Origin of the sequence: Paracoccus luteus (assembly GCF_004522155.1) — a bacterium.
Taxonomy (GTDB): Bacteria; Pseudomonadota; Alphaproteobacteria; order Rhodobacterales; family Rhodobacteraceae; genus Paracoccus; species Paracoccus luteus.
The window spans coordinates 63,062-78,696 of record NZ_SDEA01000004.1; the positions used below are offsets into that span (position 1 = coordinate 63,062).

Annotated in this window: 18 protein-coding genes and 2 tRNA genes; 8 read left to right on the top strand and 12 right to left on the bottom strand. The window is 68.9% G+C overall.

Going from position 1 to position 15,635, the window contains the following annotated elements; all coding sequences use genetic code 11:
* Positions 1–71: 71 nt before the first annotated feature.
* Entirely contained in the window at positions 72–860 is a 789-nt protein-coding gene (locus tag EPA64_RS06955) for a DUF4394 domain-containing protein (RefSeq protein ID WP_134725559.1), read from the bottom strand.
* Between the two features lie 193 nt (positions 861–1,053).
* Between EPA64_RS06955 and EPA64_RS06960 the strand changes: the two genes are divergently transcribed.
* Entirely contained in the window at positions 1,054–1,623 is a 570-nt protein-coding gene (locus EPA64_RS06960; RefSeq protein WP_134725560.1) for a sigma-70 family RNA polymerase sigma factor, read from the top strand.
* Positions 1,620–2,339 (top strand): anti-sigma factor, encoded by a 720-nt coding sequence (locus EPA64_RS06965; protein WP_134725561.1) that lies wholly within the window; start codon positions 1,620–1,622, stop codon positions 2,337–2,339. The genes EPA64_RS06960 and EPA64_RS06965 overlap by 4 nt, the downstream gene beginning before the upstream one ends.
* A 112-nt stretch (positions 2,340–2,451) precedes the next feature.
* On the opposite strand, the gene EPA64_RS06970 is transcribed toward EPA64_RS06965, so the two are convergent.
* The 3 genes from EPA64_RS06970 to EPA64_RS06980 form a co-directional block, all read right to left on the bottom strand.
* Positions 2,452–3,186, bottom strand: coding sequence for a peptidoglycan-binding domain-containing protein (locus EPA64_RS06970; RefSeq protein WP_134725562.1), 735 nt, complete (start codon positions 3,184–3,186; stop codon positions 2,452–2,454).
* 605 nt (positions 3,187–3,791) lie between these two features.
* Positions 3,792–4,574, bottom strand: a complete 783-nt coding sequence (locus tag EPA64_RS06975) for an isocitrate lyase/PEP mutase family protein (protein ID WP_134725563.1) — start codon at positions 4,572–4,574, stop codon at positions 3,792–3,794.
* The gene (locus EPA64_RS06980; RefSeq protein ID WP_246026657.1) at positions 4,571–5,170 is read right to left on the bottom strand and encodes a GNAT family N-acetyltransferase; all 600 of its coding nucleotides are present in this window, start codon (positions 5,168–5,170) and stop codon (positions 4,571–4,573) included. Before EPA64_RS06980 ends, EPA64_RS06975 begins: the two co-directional genes overlap by 4 nt.
* A gap of 360 nt (positions 5,171–5,530) precedes the next feature.
* On the opposite strand from EPA64_RS06980, the gene EPA64_RS06985 reads away from it, so the two are divergent.
* Positions 5,531–6,037, top strand: a complete 507-nt coding sequence (locus EPA64_RS06985) for a cell wall hydrolase (RefSeq protein WP_134725757.1) — start codon at positions 5,531–5,533, stop codon at positions 6,035–6,037.
* A 381-nt stretch (positions 6,038–6,418) separates the two neighbouring features.
* On the opposite strand, the gene EPA64_RS06990 is transcribed toward EPA64_RS06985, so the two are convergent.
* Positions 6,419–7,639, bottom strand: coding sequence for an acyl-CoA dehydrogenase (locus tag EPA64_RS06990; RefSeq protein ID WP_134725565.1), 1,221 nt, complete (start codon positions 7,637–7,639; stop codon positions 6,419–6,421).
* Between the two features lie 75 nt (positions 7,640–7,714).
* Between EPA64_RS06990 and EPA64_RS06995 the strand changes: the two genes are divergently transcribed.
* Entirely contained in the window at positions 7,715–8,602 is an 888-nt protein-coding gene (locus EPA64_RS06995) for a LysR substrate-binding domain-containing protein (protein WP_134725566.1), read from the top strand.
* 282 nt (positions 8,603–8,884) lie between these two features.
* On the opposite strand, the gene EPA64_RS07000 is transcribed toward EPA64_RS06995, so the two are convergent.
* Positions 8,885–8,959, bottom strand: a tRNA-Asn gene (locus EPA64_RS07000).
* A gap of 73 nt (positions 8,960–9,032) precedes the next feature.
* A complete protein-coding gene (locus EPA64_RS07005) occupies positions 9,033–9,302 on the bottom strand; it encodes a DksA/TraR family C4-type zinc finger protein (RefSeq protein ID WP_134725567.1) in 270 nt (89 codons plus the stop codon).
* A 163-nt stretch (positions 9,303–9,465) separates the two neighbouring features.
* Here EPA64_RS07005 and ihfA point away from each other — a divergent pair, with 163 nt between their 5' ends.
* The 4 genes from ihfA to EPA64_RS07025 all read left to right on the top strand — a co-directional run bounded on the left by ihfA (position 9,466) and on the right by EPA64_RS07025 (position 11,762).
* Positions 9,466–9,765 carry an integration host factor subunit alpha gene (ihfA, locus tag EPA64_RS07010; RefSeq protein WP_134725568.1) on the top strand — a complete coding sequence of 100 codons (300 nt, stop codon included), beginning with the start codon at positions 9,466–9,468 and terminating at the stop codon, positions 9,763–9,765.
* 2 nt (positions 9,766–9,767) lie between these two features.
* On the top strand, positions 9,768–10,373 hold the full coding sequence (locus EPA64_RS07015) for a MerR family transcriptional regulator (protein ID WP_134725569.1): 606 nt from the start codon (positions 9,768–9,770) through the stop codon (positions 10,371–10,373).
* Positions 10,374–10,567: 194 nt separating this feature from the next.
* Positions 10,568–10,645, top strand: a tRNA-Pro gene (locus EPA64_RS07020).
* Positions 10,646–10,697: 52 nt separating this feature from the next.
* Positions 10,698–11,762: a 2'-deoxycytidine 5'-triphosphate deaminase gene (locus EPA64_RS07025; protein WP_167626615.1), complete on the top strand. Its 1,065-nt coding sequence runs from the start codon at positions 10,698–10,700 to the stop codon at positions 11,760–11,762.
* Between the two features lie 5 nt (positions 11,763–11,767).
* On the opposite strand, the gene EPA64_RS07030 is transcribed toward EPA64_RS07025, so the two are convergent.
* The 5 genes from EPA64_RS07030 to EPA64_RS07050 all read right to left on the bottom strand — a co-directional run bounded on the left by EPA64_RS07030 (position 11,768) and on the right by EPA64_RS07050 (position 15,590).
* Complete coding sequence (locus tag EPA64_RS07030) at positions 11,768–11,980, bottom strand: hypothetical protein (protein WP_134725571.1); 213 nt, start codon at positions 11,978–11,980, stop codon at positions 11,768–11,770.
* Between the two features lie 14 nt (positions 11,981–11,994).
* Positions 11,995–12,591 carry an SMC-Scp complex subunit ScpB gene (scpB, locus tag EPA64_RS07035; protein ID WP_134725758.1) on the bottom strand — a complete coding sequence of 199 codons (597 nt, stop codon included), beginning with the start codon at positions 12,589–12,591 and terminating at the stop codon, positions 11,995–11,997.
* Positions 12,592–12,644: 53 nt separating this feature from the next.
* Positions 12,645–13,415 (bottom strand): segregation and condensation protein A, encoded by a 771-nt coding sequence (locus tag EPA64_RS07040; protein WP_134725572.1) that lies wholly within the window; start codon positions 13,413–13,415, stop codon positions 12,645–12,647.
* A gap of 174 nt (positions 13,416–13,589) precedes the next feature.
* Positions 13,590–14,210 carry a 30S ribosomal protein S4 gene (gene rpsD / locus EPA64_RS07045; RefSeq protein WP_134725573.1) on the bottom strand — a complete coding sequence of 207 codons (621 nt, stop codon included), beginning with the start codon at positions 14,208–14,210 and terminating at the stop codon, positions 13,590–13,592.
* Positions 14,211–14,345: 135 nt separating this feature from the next.
* Positions 14,346–15,590, bottom strand: a complete 1,245-nt coding sequence (locus EPA64_RS07050; protein WP_134725574.1) for a multidrug effflux MFS transporter — start codon at positions 15,588–15,590, stop codon at positions 14,346–14,348.
* Between the last annotated feature and the right edge of the window lie 45 nt (positions 15,591–15,635).

The window sequence follows — 15,635 nt, forward strand, 5'->3', positions numbered from 1 at the left end:
CGTATGCGGCGCCCGCAGAGGACCGGCCGGCGCGATCACACGCCTGCCGGATCGGATTCGGCCGCTGCCGGTCACATCGCCGGCATGACCGCGATGTCGGTCAGGTCGCCGTCGATGCCTTCAAGCTTGCCGGCCTCGGTCGCGGCGCCGGTTTCCAGGTTGACGGAATGGATCGCGCCGCCGGTCACCAGCCAGGCGGTGTTGGTGCCGTCCTCGGTCGTCTGGATGTCAAAGGCGGGGGTGGTGTCGCCCAAGCTGATGCCCAGCTTGCCGACCGCCGCCAGCGTGCCGTCGTTCGGCGCGGTCTGGCGGATCAGCGCGCCGATGGTGCTGTCGATGTCATACATCGCCGTTGCCTCGGGCTTGCCGAAGGCGTTGGTATAGGCCGCGGCCGCGATCATCGGCGCCTCGCCCGCGTGCATGTCGCCGTCCTCGTATGCCAGTTCGCCGTCAACGGTGACTTCGCCGGTGTCCACGTTGACGCGGTGGTTCGTCGTGCCGGTCATCAGCCGCAGCCGGTCGGCCATCGGGTTGAAATCGACAATGACCGGCATGTCGCCCATCGGCAAGGGCGTGTTCATCGTCGAAAGCTCGGTCGCGGCCCCGGTCGCGGGGTCGATGGTGACGATCCTGTTGTCGCCGGTGACGCCGACAAGCGTCCGGTTGCCGGGGCGGTAATCGATGCCGACCAGCATGTCGGCGCCCGTGAGGGGCATCATCGAGACCTCGGCCGGGTTCTCGTGGTCGAACATGACCAGCGTCTTGCCGTCGACAAGGCCGATCACCGGCGCGGCCATCGCCATTCCGGTCGTGGCAACAAGCGCGAGGGTCGTGGCGACTGCGGCGCGGGAAATGGTCATCTGTCTGTCCTTTCGGTTTGCGCGGGCGACCTTGTGGCGCCCATCACCCCTAGGACACCGGGGCGCGCCGGTTTGGATGCAGCGGCTGCGAAATATTTTCCGGGCGGCATCCGCCGGCGGTTTCGGACCGGCGACGGCTGGACCATCCGCCATCCCCCGTGCAAGCATGCCCCGGCAACCGGGGGACGCGCGCATGAAGATATCCGCCGCGGCGGCGACGGACGAAGCTGTCGATCTGTCCGATGCGCTGTTGCGCTGCGCGCGCGGCGATCAGCAGGCGCTGCGGCTGATCCTGGAAACCGAAGGCGGCCGGCTGCTGGGCGTGGCCCACAGGATGCTGCAGCGGCGCGAGCTGGCCGAAGAGGCAGTGCAGGACTGCATGGTCCAGATCTGGCGCAAGGCGCATCAGTTCCGGGCGGCGGACGGGTCGGCGCGGGGCTGGATCTTCGCCATCCTGCGCAACCGCTGCCTGAACATCCTGCGCAGCGGGCAGCGTCTTGAAAGCGTCCCGCCCGAGGATCTGACGGCCATGCAGGACGCCCGGCTGCATGCGTCCGCCGCGGGGCTGGACGGGATGAGCGACCGTATCGCGCTGAAGGATTGCCTGACGCGGCTTGAACCGGCGGCGCAGCGCGCGATCCTGCTGGCCTATGTCGGCGGCTTCAGCCAGGGCGAGATCGCGGCGATCCAGGCCGTGCCGCTTGGCACCTGCAAATCCTGGATCCGCCGCGGGCTGGAACTGCTGCGGGGGTGCCTGTCATGAGCATGGATCTGGACACCCGCGCGGACATCTTCGTGCTGGGCCTGCTGGACGAACCGACCCAGGCGGAGCTGGATGCGGCGCTGGCGGATGATCCCGCATGGGCCGCCGCGGTCGCGCGGGCGCGCGACAGGTTGCTGCCGCTGGACATGACGGCCGTGGAACTGCCGGGGGCGGTGTCGCTGTGGGACCGCATCGCCCCGCGGCTTGGCCCGGCGGAACCTGCCGCCGCGCCCGCCGCCGTCCGGGCTGTTCCCGCCGCCCCTGTGGTCCCTGCGAACGACGCGGGGCCGCCGCGGCGCTGGTTCACCGCCGGCATGGCGGCGGCGGCCGGCATCCTGGCGGGGGTGATGCTTGGCGGATCGTGGTTTTCGGCCGAGCCGGTCGTCATCGCCGTGCTGATGGATGCGTCCGGCAATCCGACCGCCGTCGTCGAGGATTTCGGCGCCGCCGACGCACGCATCCGGTTCGTCAGCGCCGTCGAGGTGCCGGAAGGCAGGCAGATGCAGGTCTGGACGCTTCCCTCGGCTGAAATGGGACCGGTGTCGCTGGGGCTGTTGGCTGGCGCGGGCGGGGCCGATCTGGACCCGCCGCGCCTGCCTGTGCCCACCGACGGCCAGCTTTACGAGATCACGCTGGAACCGGCCGGAGGCTCGCCAACCGGCCGCCCGACGGGCGCGATCCTGGCAAAGGGGCTGGCGGCGCAACAGGGGGCCTGACGCGGACTGGGGGGGCGGTCCACCCGCCCCCTTGGGGCCGGCGTGTCGGTCCGCCCGCAACCGCCGGGGTCGCGGCCGTGTTACGGCGCCAGTGAAGCTATCTCTCCAGCGCTCAGCGGGCGGTCAGCCGCTCGACCTGCGGGCCGGTCAGATAGCCGGTGGCAGTCAGGTCGTTCGCCCGCTGCCAGGCGGCGATGGCGTTGCGGGTGCCCTTCCCGAAGATGCCGTCCACGCCGCGCGTGTCAAAGCCGCGGCGGGTCAGTCCCGCTTGCACCGCGCTGCGCTGCTGGCGGCTGAGGCTCAGCACCGCTTCGGCCTGCGCCGGGCCGCTTGCTGCGCTGGCCGATGCGGATGAACTGGCGGTGCCGGTGGTGCCGCGCAGGATCTCGTTGGCCTGCGCCGCGGTCAGCGTGCCGGTCTGCGCATAGTTGCGGTCCCTCTGCCACAGCGCGATCGCGCGGCGGGTGCCGGGACCAAAGTTCCCGTCGGTGCCGTTGGTGCCGTAACCCAGCGCGTTCAGCTTGCGCTGGACGTTCACGCGCTGCTGTGCCGACAGCGAGGCCGTGTCGCCCCGGTTCTGGTCGGGCGTGACCACCGCGCCCCCAAGCCGCTGCACGCGGTCGCGCGCCTGGGCGGCATACATCCCGTTCGGGAACTGGCGCAGATAGGATTGATAAGCGGAAAGCGTGTTCGCGCCTTGCGCCTGCGCATAGGCGGCGCGATCCTGTTCCTGCTGCAGATACTGGCGGGCAACGCCGCCCACGATATCGCGGACGCTGTCCTGGGCCTGGACCGGCCCGGCGACGAGAAGCGCGGCGAACGCCGCTGAAACGATTGTCTTGACCATCAAATGGCTTCCTTCCACTTCAATCCCCCGGTGGGGCCTTGGGTGTATAGCGCGACAGGGGCCTTTCGGTTCCGGCCGGCTGCTGGAAGTAACAGCCGGGCGCTGCCATCGTATGCTCTTGCCGGGCTCGTCTGCCGAGCCTATCTTGAGATTGCCGGAATGTGAGCGAGTGGCTCGCCTGGTTAGCGGACCGGCTGGCGGCAAGGCCCCTATCGCCGCCGTCATGCGATCCGGCTGCGCGTGCAGCAGGCGATAGCTGAGAGCGACGCGGCCCGGATGCGCTGCCCTTGCCGATGCAGTCCGGCACCATCAATTCGCTGCCTGAAACCTTAACGTCACCCGGAAACCGGGCGAGAGGTTTTCAAGCATGGCCTCGCCGGCCGCCGCCTCGACGATCTCATGCGCAAGCGACGGCCAAGGCCGGTCCCCTCAAGCATGTCGTCAAGGCGAACGCCGCGCCGGACGTTCCGGGACAGCAGCGCCTGTGGAACACCGTGGCCATCGTCCTCGACAGACCGATCCACCCGGCCCTGCCTCGCCGGGCAGGCGGTGATGCGACGAGGTGAACTCCGCGCCACACGGCAAGGCGTTGCAAGCGATCGTCATCAATCCTTGTGACTGACGACGGCTTCGCTTTCACATCGTCTGAGGACCGCAGCCGCCTCGTCAACTGCCGCCCATGCACGCTTGGCAAGGCTGCCGCCGACACTGCAGCGCCGGACGCCTTGCGCAGCAAAGGCACGGATACCGGCATCGTAATCATGGACGACGACATTGACCGGCTTTGGCGCAACCGCTGCGACCAGTTCGGCCACGGCTGCCTTGTCGCGGATGAACGGAACAAACAGGCAATCCGCGCCGGCGTCGGCATAGGCGACGGCGCGGGCGATGCTGTCGGCGGCCGACATGCCCGGCACGCGGAAGTTTTCGTTGCGGCCAATCAGCATGGCCGCAGGATCGATGGCATCGATTGTCGCACGGGCGGCCTGCAGGCGTTCGACCGCCAGTCCCGTCTCATACATCAGGCTTCCCGACCAGTCTTCGATCGAGACGGCGGCGACGCCGGTTTCGACGGCAAGCGAGACATGATGCGCCACGTCCTCGGGCCGATCCGCGAAGCCGTTCTCGAAATCGGCGTTGACCGGCAGGGGTGTGGCCGACACCAGCATCCGCAGATGATCGAGCACATCGTCAAGGCCGAGTTCGCCATCCTCTTTCCCCGCGGCCCAGGCTGCACCGGCACTGGTTGACGCGATCGCGCGAAAGCCGGCCTTGGCAAGGCGAACGGCGCTGCCGGCGTCCCAGGCGTTCGGCAGCAGGAAAAACCCGGTGTCATGCATCCGCCGAAACGCGATGCGCTTGTCTGCAGCGGTTGGTTGCGTCGTCATGGCCTGTATTCCTCCAGTTTCCGGATCTGCCGGCCGCATGCGTCGAAGTTGCCGGGCAACAGCCACGCCTGATAGCCTCGGCGCAAGCGCCGCCAGTCCTGATCGGTCATGGCGAACCAGGCGGTGTCACGACTGGCGCCCTTGACGACCATGTGCTGACGGAACACGCCTTCGGGTTTGAACCCGAAGCGGATGGCCGCCCGCTTGGAAGGCGCATTCAGGTCGTTGCACTTCCACTCGAACCGCCGATAGCCAAGGGCGAAGACATGCTCGGCAAACAGGTAAAGCGCCTCGGTCGCCATGCGCGTTTGCTGAAGCGCAGGCCCCCACATGATGCTGCCAATCTCGATGACGCCGTGGGTCTGGTCAATCCGCATCAACGCCTGGCGACCTTCGGCACGGCCGGTCACCTGGTCGATGACGGCAAAGAACAGGGGATCGGTCGAGGCTGACGCCGTCCTTATCCAGGCGTCGAACTCAGCGCGGTCCCGAGGGGGGCTTTCGAACAGCCAGCGGAAACGGTCCTCTGCGCCGTCGGCCGATGCCGCCTGATAAAGCGTGTCGGCGTGCCGGGGTTCCAAGGGTTCCAGCCGCACATAACGCCCCTCAAGGGCGGCCCGCGCGGGGCGCGGCCTTGCCGACCAGACTGCCAGATCCATGACGCTGTGCCTCTCCGCTGGGTGCTGGCGAAACCGATACTGCCTGCCAGAGCAAGCATTAGAAGAGCGGCTGCGTTTTCAGAAGACCTGTTCTTCGGCGTGCGTGATGTCCGAATGACCGCTTTCCGTCGAAGCCGCCCTCCTCATTTGACGGCGAGCCCGCGACGCGACGAGGACAGGCCGCTGCCGGAGGCCGAACCTTTCGCGAACGGCAACTCGCCATCGGGCGACAGCCGGCGCCTTGCCGTTCCCGGCGACATCAGCCAAGGTAACGGCGACACCATCGAAGAGCCGTGCATGAGATTTCGTCGCCCCACTTGGAACCTCGTCCTGGTGGCGACCGCACTGGCGACCCTGTCTGGCTGCGGCATGTTCAAGCGGCACTCGGAACTGGAATGCATGGAGCGCGCCATGTATTTCGAATCCCACCGCTCGAGCCGGGATGGAATGGTCGCGGTCGGCAGCGTCGTGATGAACCGGGTCGCATCGCGCCAGTATCCCGACACCGTCTGCGGCGTGGTTTCACAAAAGAACCAGTTCGCCCCGGCGGTGATGTCGCGCCGGATGGACCAGCGCTCGGCGCCCTTGGTGCGCGAGGCCGCGATTTCGGTCCTGCGGGGCGAGCGTCATCCGATGATCGGCAACGCGCAGTTCTTCCACGCGGCAGGCTATCGGGCCGGCTACAGCAATATGCATTACGTGCTGACCACAGGCGGAAATGCGTTTTATGAACGGCGACGGCCCGAGCTTGTGACCCAGCCCGTTCCCCGCCCCGCCATCGAGGGCGTCACTCGCCCTCGGTGAGCCAGACGCGGCTTTGGAAGATGCGTCTGCCATAAGGATGCCGGGCGACGGCTCAACCGCCCGGCACCGTTCCGGGATCGGCGACGTGTCCGTGCTGGGCCCAAGTTCCCGACCACGGCATCCGCCGTCGCGATCCCGCGCCAGATCGTCGGCACCGGAAAAACTCGCAGGTGATCGAGGTCTTGCCCCGGCTCGCCGCGTTAAAACAGGCAGCGATGCGTGTCGTGCCCCCGTCGAAGGGCGCGGGCGCTGAGCCAAGGCGACCAGCGCCGGGTTTCGTCCACCACCTCACCTCGGCGCCGGGGTCACCAGCGTCCGGCCGACCGCGGGGCGGCGACGCTGCGCGCCAGCTCGACGACGCGCAGCCTTCCAGCCGAGCGTCTACGCGAACGCCTGCAGCCCGGTGATGGCGCGGCCCAGGATCAGGGCGTGGACGTCGTGCGTGCCCTCATAGGTGTTGACCGTCTCCAGGTTGGCGGCGTGGCGCATCACCTGGAACTCTTCCGAGATACCGTTGCCGCCGTGCATGTCGCGGGCGATCCGGGCGATATCCAGCGCCTTGCCGCAGTTGTTGCGCTTGACGATGGAGATCATCTCGGGCGCGGCCTGCGCCGCGTCCATCAGCCGCCCGACCTGCAGGCTGGCCTGCAGCCCGAGGCTGATTTCCGTCATCATGTTGGCCAGCTTCAGCTGGAACAGCTGGGTGTTGGCCAGCGGCCGGTTGAACTGCCTGCGGTCCAGCCCATACTGCCGCGCGGCGTGGAAACAGAACTCGGCGGCGCCGAGAACGCCCCAGCTGATCCCATAGCGCGCCCGGTTGAGGCAGCCGAACGGCCCCTTTAACCCCTCGACATTCGGCAGCAGGGCGTCCTCGCCCACCTCGACGTCCTGCATCACGATCTCGCCGGTGATCGAGGCGCGCAGGGACAGCTTGCCCTCGATCTTGGGCGCGGACAGGCCTTTGGTGCCCTTGTCCAGCACAAAGCCGCGGATCTTGCCGCCATGCGCGTCGGACTTGGCCCAGACCACGAAGACATCCGCGATGGGCGCGTTGGAAATCCACATCTTGGTGCCGTTCAGCACATAGCCCGCGTCGGTCTTCCGCGCGGTCGTCTTCATCCCGCCGGGGTCCGAACCTGCGTCGGGTTCGGTCAGGCCGAAGCAGCCGATGAACTCTCCGCTCGCCAGCTTCGGCAGATACTTCTGCCGCTGCTCGTCGGACCCGTAGGCATGGATCGGATACATCACCAGCGACGACTGCACCGACATCATCGACCGATAGCCAGAATCCACCCGCTCGACCTCGCGCGCGACCAGGCCATAGCTGACATAGGATGCGCCCAGCCCGCCGTATTCCTCGGGGATGGTCACGCCCAGCAGGCCCATCCCGCCCATCTCGCGGAAGATTTCGGGGTCGGTCCGCTCCTCGCGATAGGCCGCGATGACCCGCGGCTGCAGCTTTTCCTGCGCATAGGCGCGGGCGCTGTCGCGCATCATCCGTTCGTCCTCGGACAGCTGATCGTTCAGGCGAAAGGGATCTTCCCAGTCGAATCGGCTCAGATCCGGGGCGTCCTTGGGCTTCAGGGCCATGATGTCCTCCATTCGGTCGCGGCATGACTAGCAGATAAGTCCAGGCGCCGGTAACGATGAATATTCCTCGACCCATGAGCCGCAGGCATGAGCGGATACCGATATACCCCCAGCGTCCAGGAACTGCGCGCCTTCGTGCTTTGCGCGCGGCTGGGGTCGGCATCGCGCGCGGCGGGCGCGCTGAACCTGACGCAAAGCGCCGTCAGCCGTTCGATCCGCACGCTGGAGGATCGGCTCGGCGTCACGCTGTTCCAGCGCATCCGCCAGCGGCTGGTCCTGTCGGACGCGGGCCGGGCGATGCTGCGGGACGCCGATCAGATACTGGCAAGCCTTGACCGGTCGACCCAGATGATCATGGCCTTCGGCGGCAGCCGCCAGGTCCTGCGGCTGGCGGTGCTGCCGACGTTCGCCGCGATGTGGCTGATCCCGCGGCTGGGCGACTTTGCCGCGCGTCACCCCGGGGTATCGCTGGACCTGACCTCGGCGCTGTTGCCGGTCGATTTCGACGACAGCCCCTTTGACGCCGCCATCCAGCGTGCCGAGATGGCGCGCACGGGGGCAGTCGCCATGCCCATCATGTCCGAAAAGCTGATCGTCGTCGCGGCGCCGCACCTGCACGTCACCGGCGACCTGACCGGCGTGCCGCTGATCCAGCAGGCCACCCGTCCGCATCTGTGGGCGGACTGGCTGGCAGCGGCGGGGCTGAGCGTCGAGGCGATCCGCGGCCCGCGCTTTGAGCATTTCGAGATGGTCATCGCCGCGGCGCGCGCCGGTCTGGGCGCCGCGGTGCTGCCCGACATCTTCGCGCAATCCGACCTGCGGCGCGGAACGCTGGTGCAGGCCAGCCCGACCGCCCTGCCGGGCGCGTCGCCCTATGCGCTGATCCATCCGGCGCGCGAACCCGGCGGAACCCTGGCGGCATTCGCCGAATGGCTGAGGTCGCAGGTCGGGCGGGCGGGGCTGGTGGAGGCGTGAGCCGTGCTGCCGGACGTGCCCGATGGATCGTGTGGTCGTGGATCGGGCAGCACGCCCGGGGCCGCGCGAACTTGGCGTTGCGGGTCACCCACACGTTTGCCGCCAAGGCGATAGATGCCGAGGAACTGGCGACGCTGGCCCAACCATGCGCCGTGCAAACTTGTGCACGGGCGGATTGGACTGCGATTCAAGGGCGAAAAGCGGGTGCCTGCGCCTGCCTACAGGCCGCTTGCACACTCCGCGACATAGCTTGTCAAGATCTGACTAACCAGCTGATCTTGTTGGCTCCGGCGGTAGGGATCGAACCTACGACCAATTGATTAACAGTCAACTGCTCTACCGCTGAGCTACGCCGGAACACGAGGGGGCATCTAGCACCCGGGTTGGGGGGCGTCCAGAGGGTGCGGGCGAAATTTTGCGCCCGCCGCCCTCACTTCAGCTGGCTGTCCTTAGACCCGCGGCGGTTGATGCCGGACGTGGGACGAAAGGCGCGGTCGCTGTCGGACTGGCAGGCGATGCACAGGGTGACGCCGGGCTGGGCCTGGCGGCGGGCCTCGGGGATCGGCTCGTCGCAATCGGCGCAGTGGGTGCGGCTTTCGCCCGACGGGCGGGCGCGCTGTCGCATGCGCTCGATCGCCTCGCGGGTGCTGACCTCGATCTGTTCGTTCACGGCGCCGTCCTGTGCCCATCCGCCTGCCATCGCCCCGCCCTTTCTGCCAGCCGCACCAATTATCTAGGAACGCGGGCAGCCCCCTGCAATGCGCCCCCCCTGCCCCGGCCCGCCGGGGGAACGATCCGGGGTTGCGACGGTTGACTCGGGGCCACGGCCGCACCATCGTGCCCGCAATGGAAAGGCATTTCCCATGAGCGACAAGACCCTGACCCGCATGGATCTGGCCGAGGCCGTGTTTCGCGAGGTGGGCCTGTCGCGCAACGAAAGCGCGCAGATGGTCGAAAGCGTCCTGGGCCACATCTCGGACGCGCTGGTCCGGGGCGAACAGGTCAAGATCTCGTCCTTTGGCACATTCTCGGTCCGCGCCAAGAACGAGCGGATCGGCCGCAACCCCAAGACCGGACAGGAAGTGCCGATCACCCCCCGTCGCGTCCTTTCGTTCCGCCCGTCGCACCTGATGAAGGAACGCGTCGCGGCCGGCAACAGATAGTCATGGCCAAGTCGCCGCAGGCGTTTCGCACGATCGGCGAGGTGGCCCGGGCCGTGGGCGTGGCGACGCATGTCCTGCGCTATTGGGAAACGCAGTTCCCGCAGCTGGCGCCCGTCAAGCGCGCCGATGGCCGCCGCTATTACCGCCCCGAGGATGTGCAGCTTGCCGCGGGCCTGTGCGAGGTGCTGCGCGAGGAAGGGCTGACGATCCGCGGCGCGCGCCGCCTGATCGCGCCCGACCGGGGCGCGGCGCTGCGGGCGCGCGGAGCGCTGCGCCTGGACGAAACCGCGGCCGACACCGTGGCTGACGCGGATGCGGTGCCCGGACAGGCTGAACCGCAGTCGGCGGATGCCGACCCCTCTGAAACCGTGGCGCGGCCGTCGGCCGGCGGCAAGGGTGGCCAGCCCGGAACCTGGGCGCTGCCCCTGTTCCCCGACCTCGACGGCGCGGACGGCGATGCGACTGCGGGGGTGCTGCTGGATCGGCTGGCGCTGACCGCCGCGGCTCTGCGGGGGCGGCAGGCGCCCCTGCCCGACCAGGCGCGCGATCTGGCGCGGCGGCTGCGCGACTGCCACGACCGGATGCGCACGGGCCAGCCCGCCGCCTGACGTGCGGCCCGCGCGGGTTCGCCACCGCCACGGATACGGCACGGATATTTTCCCGCGCGGCCCCTTGTGCCCGTCAAGCGTGACGTGCGACACGCGCGGCCCGCGCGACGTCGCCACCGACACGGAGACGGCACGGATATTTTCCCGCGCGGCCCCTTGTGCCTGCCGAACCCTTCGATCTATATGCGCCTCGTCGGGCCGTGGCGCAGTCTGGTTAGCGCGTCCGTCTGGGGGGCGGAAGGCCGCGAGTTCGAATCTCGCCGGCCCGACCATCACGAAACGCCCACCCTTCGGGGTGGGCGTTCGCTTGCAGGGGGTTCGGTGGTGAACGGTGTTCTGCCCGACAGCGCACTGGCGCGGCTGATCGAGGGCGGCGCGATCCGCGCCGAGTTGCCCGTCACCCCCGACCAGATCCAACCCGCCAGCCTCGACCTGCGCCTTGGCACGACCGCGTGGCGGCTGCGCGCCTCGTTCCTGGCCGGGCGCGGGCGCACCATCGCCGACCGGCTGCCGGATTTCGAGATGCACCGCATGGACCTGACCGGCGGGGCGGTGCTGGAAAAGGGCTGCGTCTATCTGCTGCCGCTGGCCGAAAGCCTGTCCCTGCCCGCGGGGCTGGACGCGGTGGCGAACGCCAAGTCATCGACCGGGCGGCTGGACCTGCTGACGCGGCTGGTGACGGACGACGGGACCGAGTTCGACCGCCTGCCCGACGGCTATGACGGCCCGCTGTATGCCGAAATCTGCCCGCGCAGCTTTTCGGTGCTGGTCCGGCCGGGGATGCGGCTGAACCAGCTGCGGCTGCGGCACGGCCAGGCGGTGCTGGACGACGCCGCGCTGACCGCGCTGCACGCGGCCGAGCCGCTGGTGGACGGCACGCCGCTGATCGACGAGGGCCTGGGGTTTTCCGTGGACCTGCGGCCGTCCGGGGACGATCTGGTCGGCTGGCGCGCCCGGCCGCATACCGGCGTCATCGACCTGGACCGGATCGGCGCCTATGACGCGCGCGACTTCTGGGACGCGCTGCGCACGACCGAGGGGCGGCTGATCCTCGATCCCGGCGCGTTCTATATCCTCGTCAGCCGCGAGGCGGTGACGATCCCCCCCGACTATGCCGCCGAGATGTCGCCCTATCTGGCGATGGTGGGCGAGTTCCGGGTGCATTACGCCGGGTTCTTCGACCCCGGTTTCGGGCATGGGACGGGCCGCGGCGCCCGCGGCGTCCTTGAGGTGCGCTGCCACGAGGCGCCGTTCGCGCTGGAACACGGGCAGGTCGTGGGCCGGCTGGTCTATGAACGCATGGCGGCGCGCCCCGACCGCCTGTATGGCGCGGGGATCGCGTCGAACTATCAGGGCCAGGGGCTGAAGCTCGCCAAGCAGTTCCGCTGACGCGCTCAGCGCATCCGGCGGGTGATGCGCGCGGCCTGCCGGGCGCGCTTGACCGCCTCGCGCGCGGCCTTGGCCTGTTTTTGCGCGGCGGGCGTCATCTTGCCGTCGGCCGTGGTGCCGCCGGACATCCGCGCCGCCTTGTCGATGCCCTTGCGCGTCCCCCAGTTCAGCATCCGGTTCGTCAGCATCCGCCCCAACCGGCCCAGTATCGCGTTCATCGCCCGTCCCCTTGTCAGTCGCCGAACAGATCGTCGCCCGGCCCCTCGTCGGCGGGTATATCAGCATCCCCGCCGGCCGCCGCAAGGTCCGTCGCCATGCCGCCCCCGGGGCGCGGGTCCAGCAGCCCCGCGGCGCGCAATTCGGCCAGGCCCGGCAGATCGCCGGTGTTGGACAGGCCGAAATGGTCCAGGAAACCCTCGGTGACGACGAATGTCACCGGGCGGCCCGGCGTCTGGCGGCGGCGGCCCAGCCGGACCCAGCCCATCTCGATCAGCTGGTCCAGCGTGCCGCGCGACAGGGCGACGCCGCGGATCTCCTCGATCTCGGTCCGCGTCACGGGCTGGTGATAGGCGACGATGGCCAGCACCTCGGTCGCGGCCCGCGACAGCCTGCGGGTTTCCACGACCTGATCCTGCATCAGAAAGCCAAGGTCCGCGGCGGTGCGGAATGCCCAGGCGTCGCCCACCCGCATCAATTCGACGCCCCGCCCCTCGTATCGGGCGCGCAGCCGGGCCAGCGCCTCGGCCGCGTCGCAGCCGGCGGGCATGCGCGCGGCCATGTCGCGCAGGGTCATGGGCTGCGCCGCGGCGAACAGCAGCGCCTCGACCATGCGTTCCTGCACGGCCGGCGGCGGGGGGCGAAAGGGGATGGGCGCGTTGTCGGTCACGGGCGCAGCCGGATCGTGATCGGCGCGAAGGTCGCGTCCTGGCGGATCTCCAGCCGCCCCTGCCGCGCCAGTTCAAGCGAGGCGGCAAAGGTCGCCGCCGTGGCGGACCGCCGGCGCGCCGGATCGTCGCCCCAGCCTTCGGGCAGGAACCCCGCAAGGTCGGTCCATTCGCCGGCAAAGCCGATCAGGCGGCGCATCCGGTCCAGCGCCTCCTCCATCGTCCAGACGTCGCGGCGGTCGAAGGCAAAGGGGCGGAACTCGTCGCGCGTGCGCAGCCGCGCATAGGCCTGCATCAGATCGAACAGCCCCGCCTGCCAGCGGATCGCGCGGGTCCGCGCGACAGGTTCCGGCGCGCCGCGGGCAAAGCGGTCCTGCCCCAGCCGCGCGCGTCCCATCAGCCGGGCGGCGGCGTCGCGCATGGCCGCCAGCCGTTCCAGCTGGAACGCCAGATGCGCGGCCATGTCGTCGGGGGACGGCCCGTCGGCCTGCGGATCGGGGGGCAGCAGCAGCCGCGATTTCAGGAACGCGAGCCACGCCGCCATCACCAGGTAATCGGCCGCCAGCTCGATCCTCAGGCTGCGCGCCTCCTCGACGAAGGCCAGGTATTGTTCGGCCAGCGCCAGCACGCTGATCTGCATCAGATCGACCTTTTGCGTGCGCGCCAGCGTCAGCAGCAGGTCCAGCGGCCCGTCATAGCCCGTCACATCCACGATCAGCGCCTCGTCGGGGCGCCGATGGCTGTCGGAACTGTCGGGCCGCAATGTCATGCGCCACCCTTGGAAAGCCCGGCGCGCGCTGTCAACAGCCGCGCCCTGCCCTTCTTCCTTGCCCAAATATCGAGGGATCATCGCATGCGACGATAGCAGCGCCTTGGTCGGCCCGTCGAATGCAATAGGGCCGCCCCGAAGGACGGCCCCGCAAAACCTGCACCGGAAACCGGATCAGTTCTTGGCGTAGTATTCGACCACCAGGTTCGGTTCCATCTGGACGGCATAGGGGACGTCGCCCAGAACCGGCGTGCGAACGAACGTCGCCGTCAGCTTGTTGTTGTCGACGTCCAGATAGTCGGGCACGTCACGCTCGGCCAAGCCGATCGCCTCAAGCACGAGGGTCATCTGGCGCGACTTTTCGCGGACGCTGACCACGTCGCCTTCCTTGACGCGATAGGACGCGATGTTCACGCGCTTGCCGTTCACCTGCACATGGCCGTGGTTCACGAACTGGCGGGCGGCCCAGATGGTCGGCACGAACTTGGCGCGATAGACGACGGCGTCCAAGCGGCGTTCCAGCAGGCCGATCAGCATCTCGCCGGTGTCGCCGCGCAGGCGCTCGGCCTCGGTATAGATGCGGCGGAACTGCTTTTCGGTCAGGTCGCCGTAATAGCCCTTCAGCTTCTGCTTGGCGCGCAGCTGGGTGCCGAAGTCCGAGAGCTTGTTCTTGCGGCGCTGGCCGTGCTGGCCGGGACCGTATTCGCGCTTGTTCACCGGGGATTTGGCGCGGCCCCAGATGTTTTCGCCCATGCGGCGGTCAAGCTTGTACTTGGCAGCGGTGCGTTTGGTCATCGCTGATCTCCTTCGTCGGTTGTGAAGGGCGTTGTCCTTTGCCGTTGACCTTGCGGTCGCGGGCCGACAGGTTTCCCCTTGCGGGGTCCACCAACACCAATGGAAGCGGCGCTTATAGCCCCGCCCGATCCGAAGTCAAGCGGCCCTGCCCCTTGACCCGCCGCGTTTCGTTCCGCCGCCCATCCGGCCCATGATGACCCAGGCCAGCACCGAACAGACCAGCGTCGCCAGCGCCGCCGGCACCGCGCTGCCGTCATAGGCCAGACCCACCGGCGCCGCGATCAGCACCGCCGCCAGCGTGGACAGGGCCGAGGTGACCGACGCGGTCGTCCCCGCCAGATGCCCCATCCGCTGCATGGCGATGGCGTTCAGGTTGCCGAAGGTCAGCCCCGCCATCGTGAAGACGCTGACCGCCCACAGGAAGAACGCCGGAAAGCGCAGCGTCTCGGGCAGAATGCCGGTCGAAAGCGTCAGCATGAACAGCGCCGAGGCGACGATCTGCATCGCATAGGCGCCGCGCGACAGCCGGTGCATCCCCAGCCGCATGACCAGCCGGGCGTTCAGGATCGTCCCGCCACCCGACAGCAACGCCATCGCCGCGAACCACAGCGGAAAGCTGTCGCCGCGCCCATACGCCTCGCCGAACAGCTGCTGGGCGGAACTGAGCAGAGCGAACATCTGCCCGAAGCCCAGCGACAGGACGACGGTGCACAGCACCACCTCGCGGTCCGACAGCACCTCGCGCACGCCGGCGGCCAGCGTGCGCAGCCGCAGGGGGCGGCGCGCGGGCGGCGCCAGCGTCTCGGCCTGGCGCAGCCACATCCAGGCGAACCCGGCCACGCCGAACGCCAGGAACCCGCCGAACACCGCACGCCAGCCGCCCAGCCAGATGAACCCCTGCCCGATCGACGGCGCCAGCGCCGGGATCAGGATGAACACCATCATGACAAAGCTGGTGATCCGCGCCATCTCGCGCCCTTGATACAGGTCGCGCACCAGCGCCACGCCGACGATGCGCGGCCCGGCGGCGCCGATCCCCTGCACGAACCGCGCCAGCAGCAGCAGTTCCAGCGACTGCGCGAACAGGGCGGCGACGGTGGCGGCAAGATAGACCGCGAACCCCACCGCCATCGCGGGCTTGCGCCCGATCGCGTCCGACAGCGGGCCTGCGAACAGCGTCCCCACCCCCATGCCGGCCACGAACGAGGTCAGGATCAGCTGCGCCCGGTTCACGTCATCGGGCGTCAGTTCGGCGGCGATCTGCGGCAGCGCCGGCAGCATCGCGTCGATCGAAAAGGCGATGGTGGCGAACAGGAACGCCAGCATCGCCACGAACTCGGGCAGGGGCAGCCGCTGCGGGGGCCGGTGTGTGTCGGTCATCGGGCGTCCTTGTCGAACAAGGGGGTGGCGTAATGCCGCAGCGGC

What these genes read in the sequence shown, in the direction of transcription:
- EPA64_RS06955 (WP_134725559.1), bottom strand. Translation starts at nt 860, where the DNA reads ATGACCATTTCCCGCGCCGCAGTCGCCACGACCCTCGCGCTTGTTGCC.
- EPA64_RS06960 (WP_134725560.1), top strand. Translation starts at nt 1,054, where the DNA reads ATGAAGATATCCGCCGCGGCGGCGACGGACGAAGCTGTCGATCTGTCC.
- EPA64_RS06965 (WP_134725561.1), top strand. Translation starts at nt 1,620, where the DNA reads ATGAGCATGGATCTGGACACCCGCGCGGACATCTTCGTGCTGGGCCTG.
- EPA64_RS06970 (WP_134725562.1), bottom strand. Translation starts at nt 3,186, where the DNA reads ATGGTCAAGACAATCGTTTCAGCGGCGTTCGCCGCGCTTCTCGTCGCC.
- EPA64_RS06975 (WP_134725563.1), bottom strand. Translation starts at nt 4,574, where the DNA reads ATGACGACGCAACCAACCGCTGCAGACAAGCGCATCGCGTTTCGGCGG.
- EPA64_RS06985 (WP_134725757.1), top strand. Translation starts at nt 5,531, where the DNA reads ATGAGATTTCGTCGCCCCACTTGGAACCTCGTCCTGGTGGCGACCGCA.
- EPA64_RS06990 (WP_134725565.1), bottom strand. Translation starts at nt 7,639, where the DNA reads ATGGAGGACATCATGGCCCTGAAGCCCAAGGACGCCCCGGATCTGAGC.
- EPA64_RS06995 (WP_134725566.1), top strand. Translation starts at nt 7,715, where the DNA reads ATGAGCGGATACCGATATACCCCCAGCGTCCAGGAACTGCGCGCCTTC.
- EPA64_RS07005 (WP_134725567.1), bottom strand. Translation starts at nt 9,302, where the DNA reads ATGGCAGGCGGATGGGCACAGGACGGCGCCGTGAACGAACAGATCGAG.
- ihfA (WP_134725568.1), top strand. Translation starts at nt 9,466, where the DNA reads ATGAGCGACAAGACCCTGACCCGCATGGATCTGGCCGAGGCCGTGTTT.
- EPA64_RS07015 (WP_134725569.1), top strand. Translation starts at nt 9,768, where the DNA reads ATGGCCAAGTCGCCGCAGGCGTTTCGCACGATCGGCGAGGTGGCCCGG.
- EPA64_RS07030 (WP_134725571.1), bottom strand. Translation starts at nt 11,980, where the DNA reads ATGAACGCGATACTGGGCCGGTTGGGGCGGATGCTGACGAACCGGATG.
- scpB (WP_134725758.1), bottom strand. Translation starts at nt 12,591, where the DNA reads ATGGTCGAGGCGCTGCTGTTCGCCGCGGCGCAGCCCATGACCCTGCGC.
- EPA64_RS07040 (WP_134725572.1), bottom strand. Translation starts at nt 13,415, where the DNA reads ATGACATTGCGGCCCGACAGTTCCGACAGCCATCGGCGCCCCGACGAG.
- rpsD (WP_134725573.1), bottom strand. Translation starts at nt 14,210, where the DNA reads ATGACCAAACGCACCGCTGCCAAGTACAAGCTTGACCGCCGCATGGGC.
- EPA64_RS07050 (WP_134725574.1), bottom strand. Translation starts at nt 15,590, where the DNA reads ATGACCGACACACACCGGCCCCCGCAGCGGCTGCCCCTGCCCGAGTTC.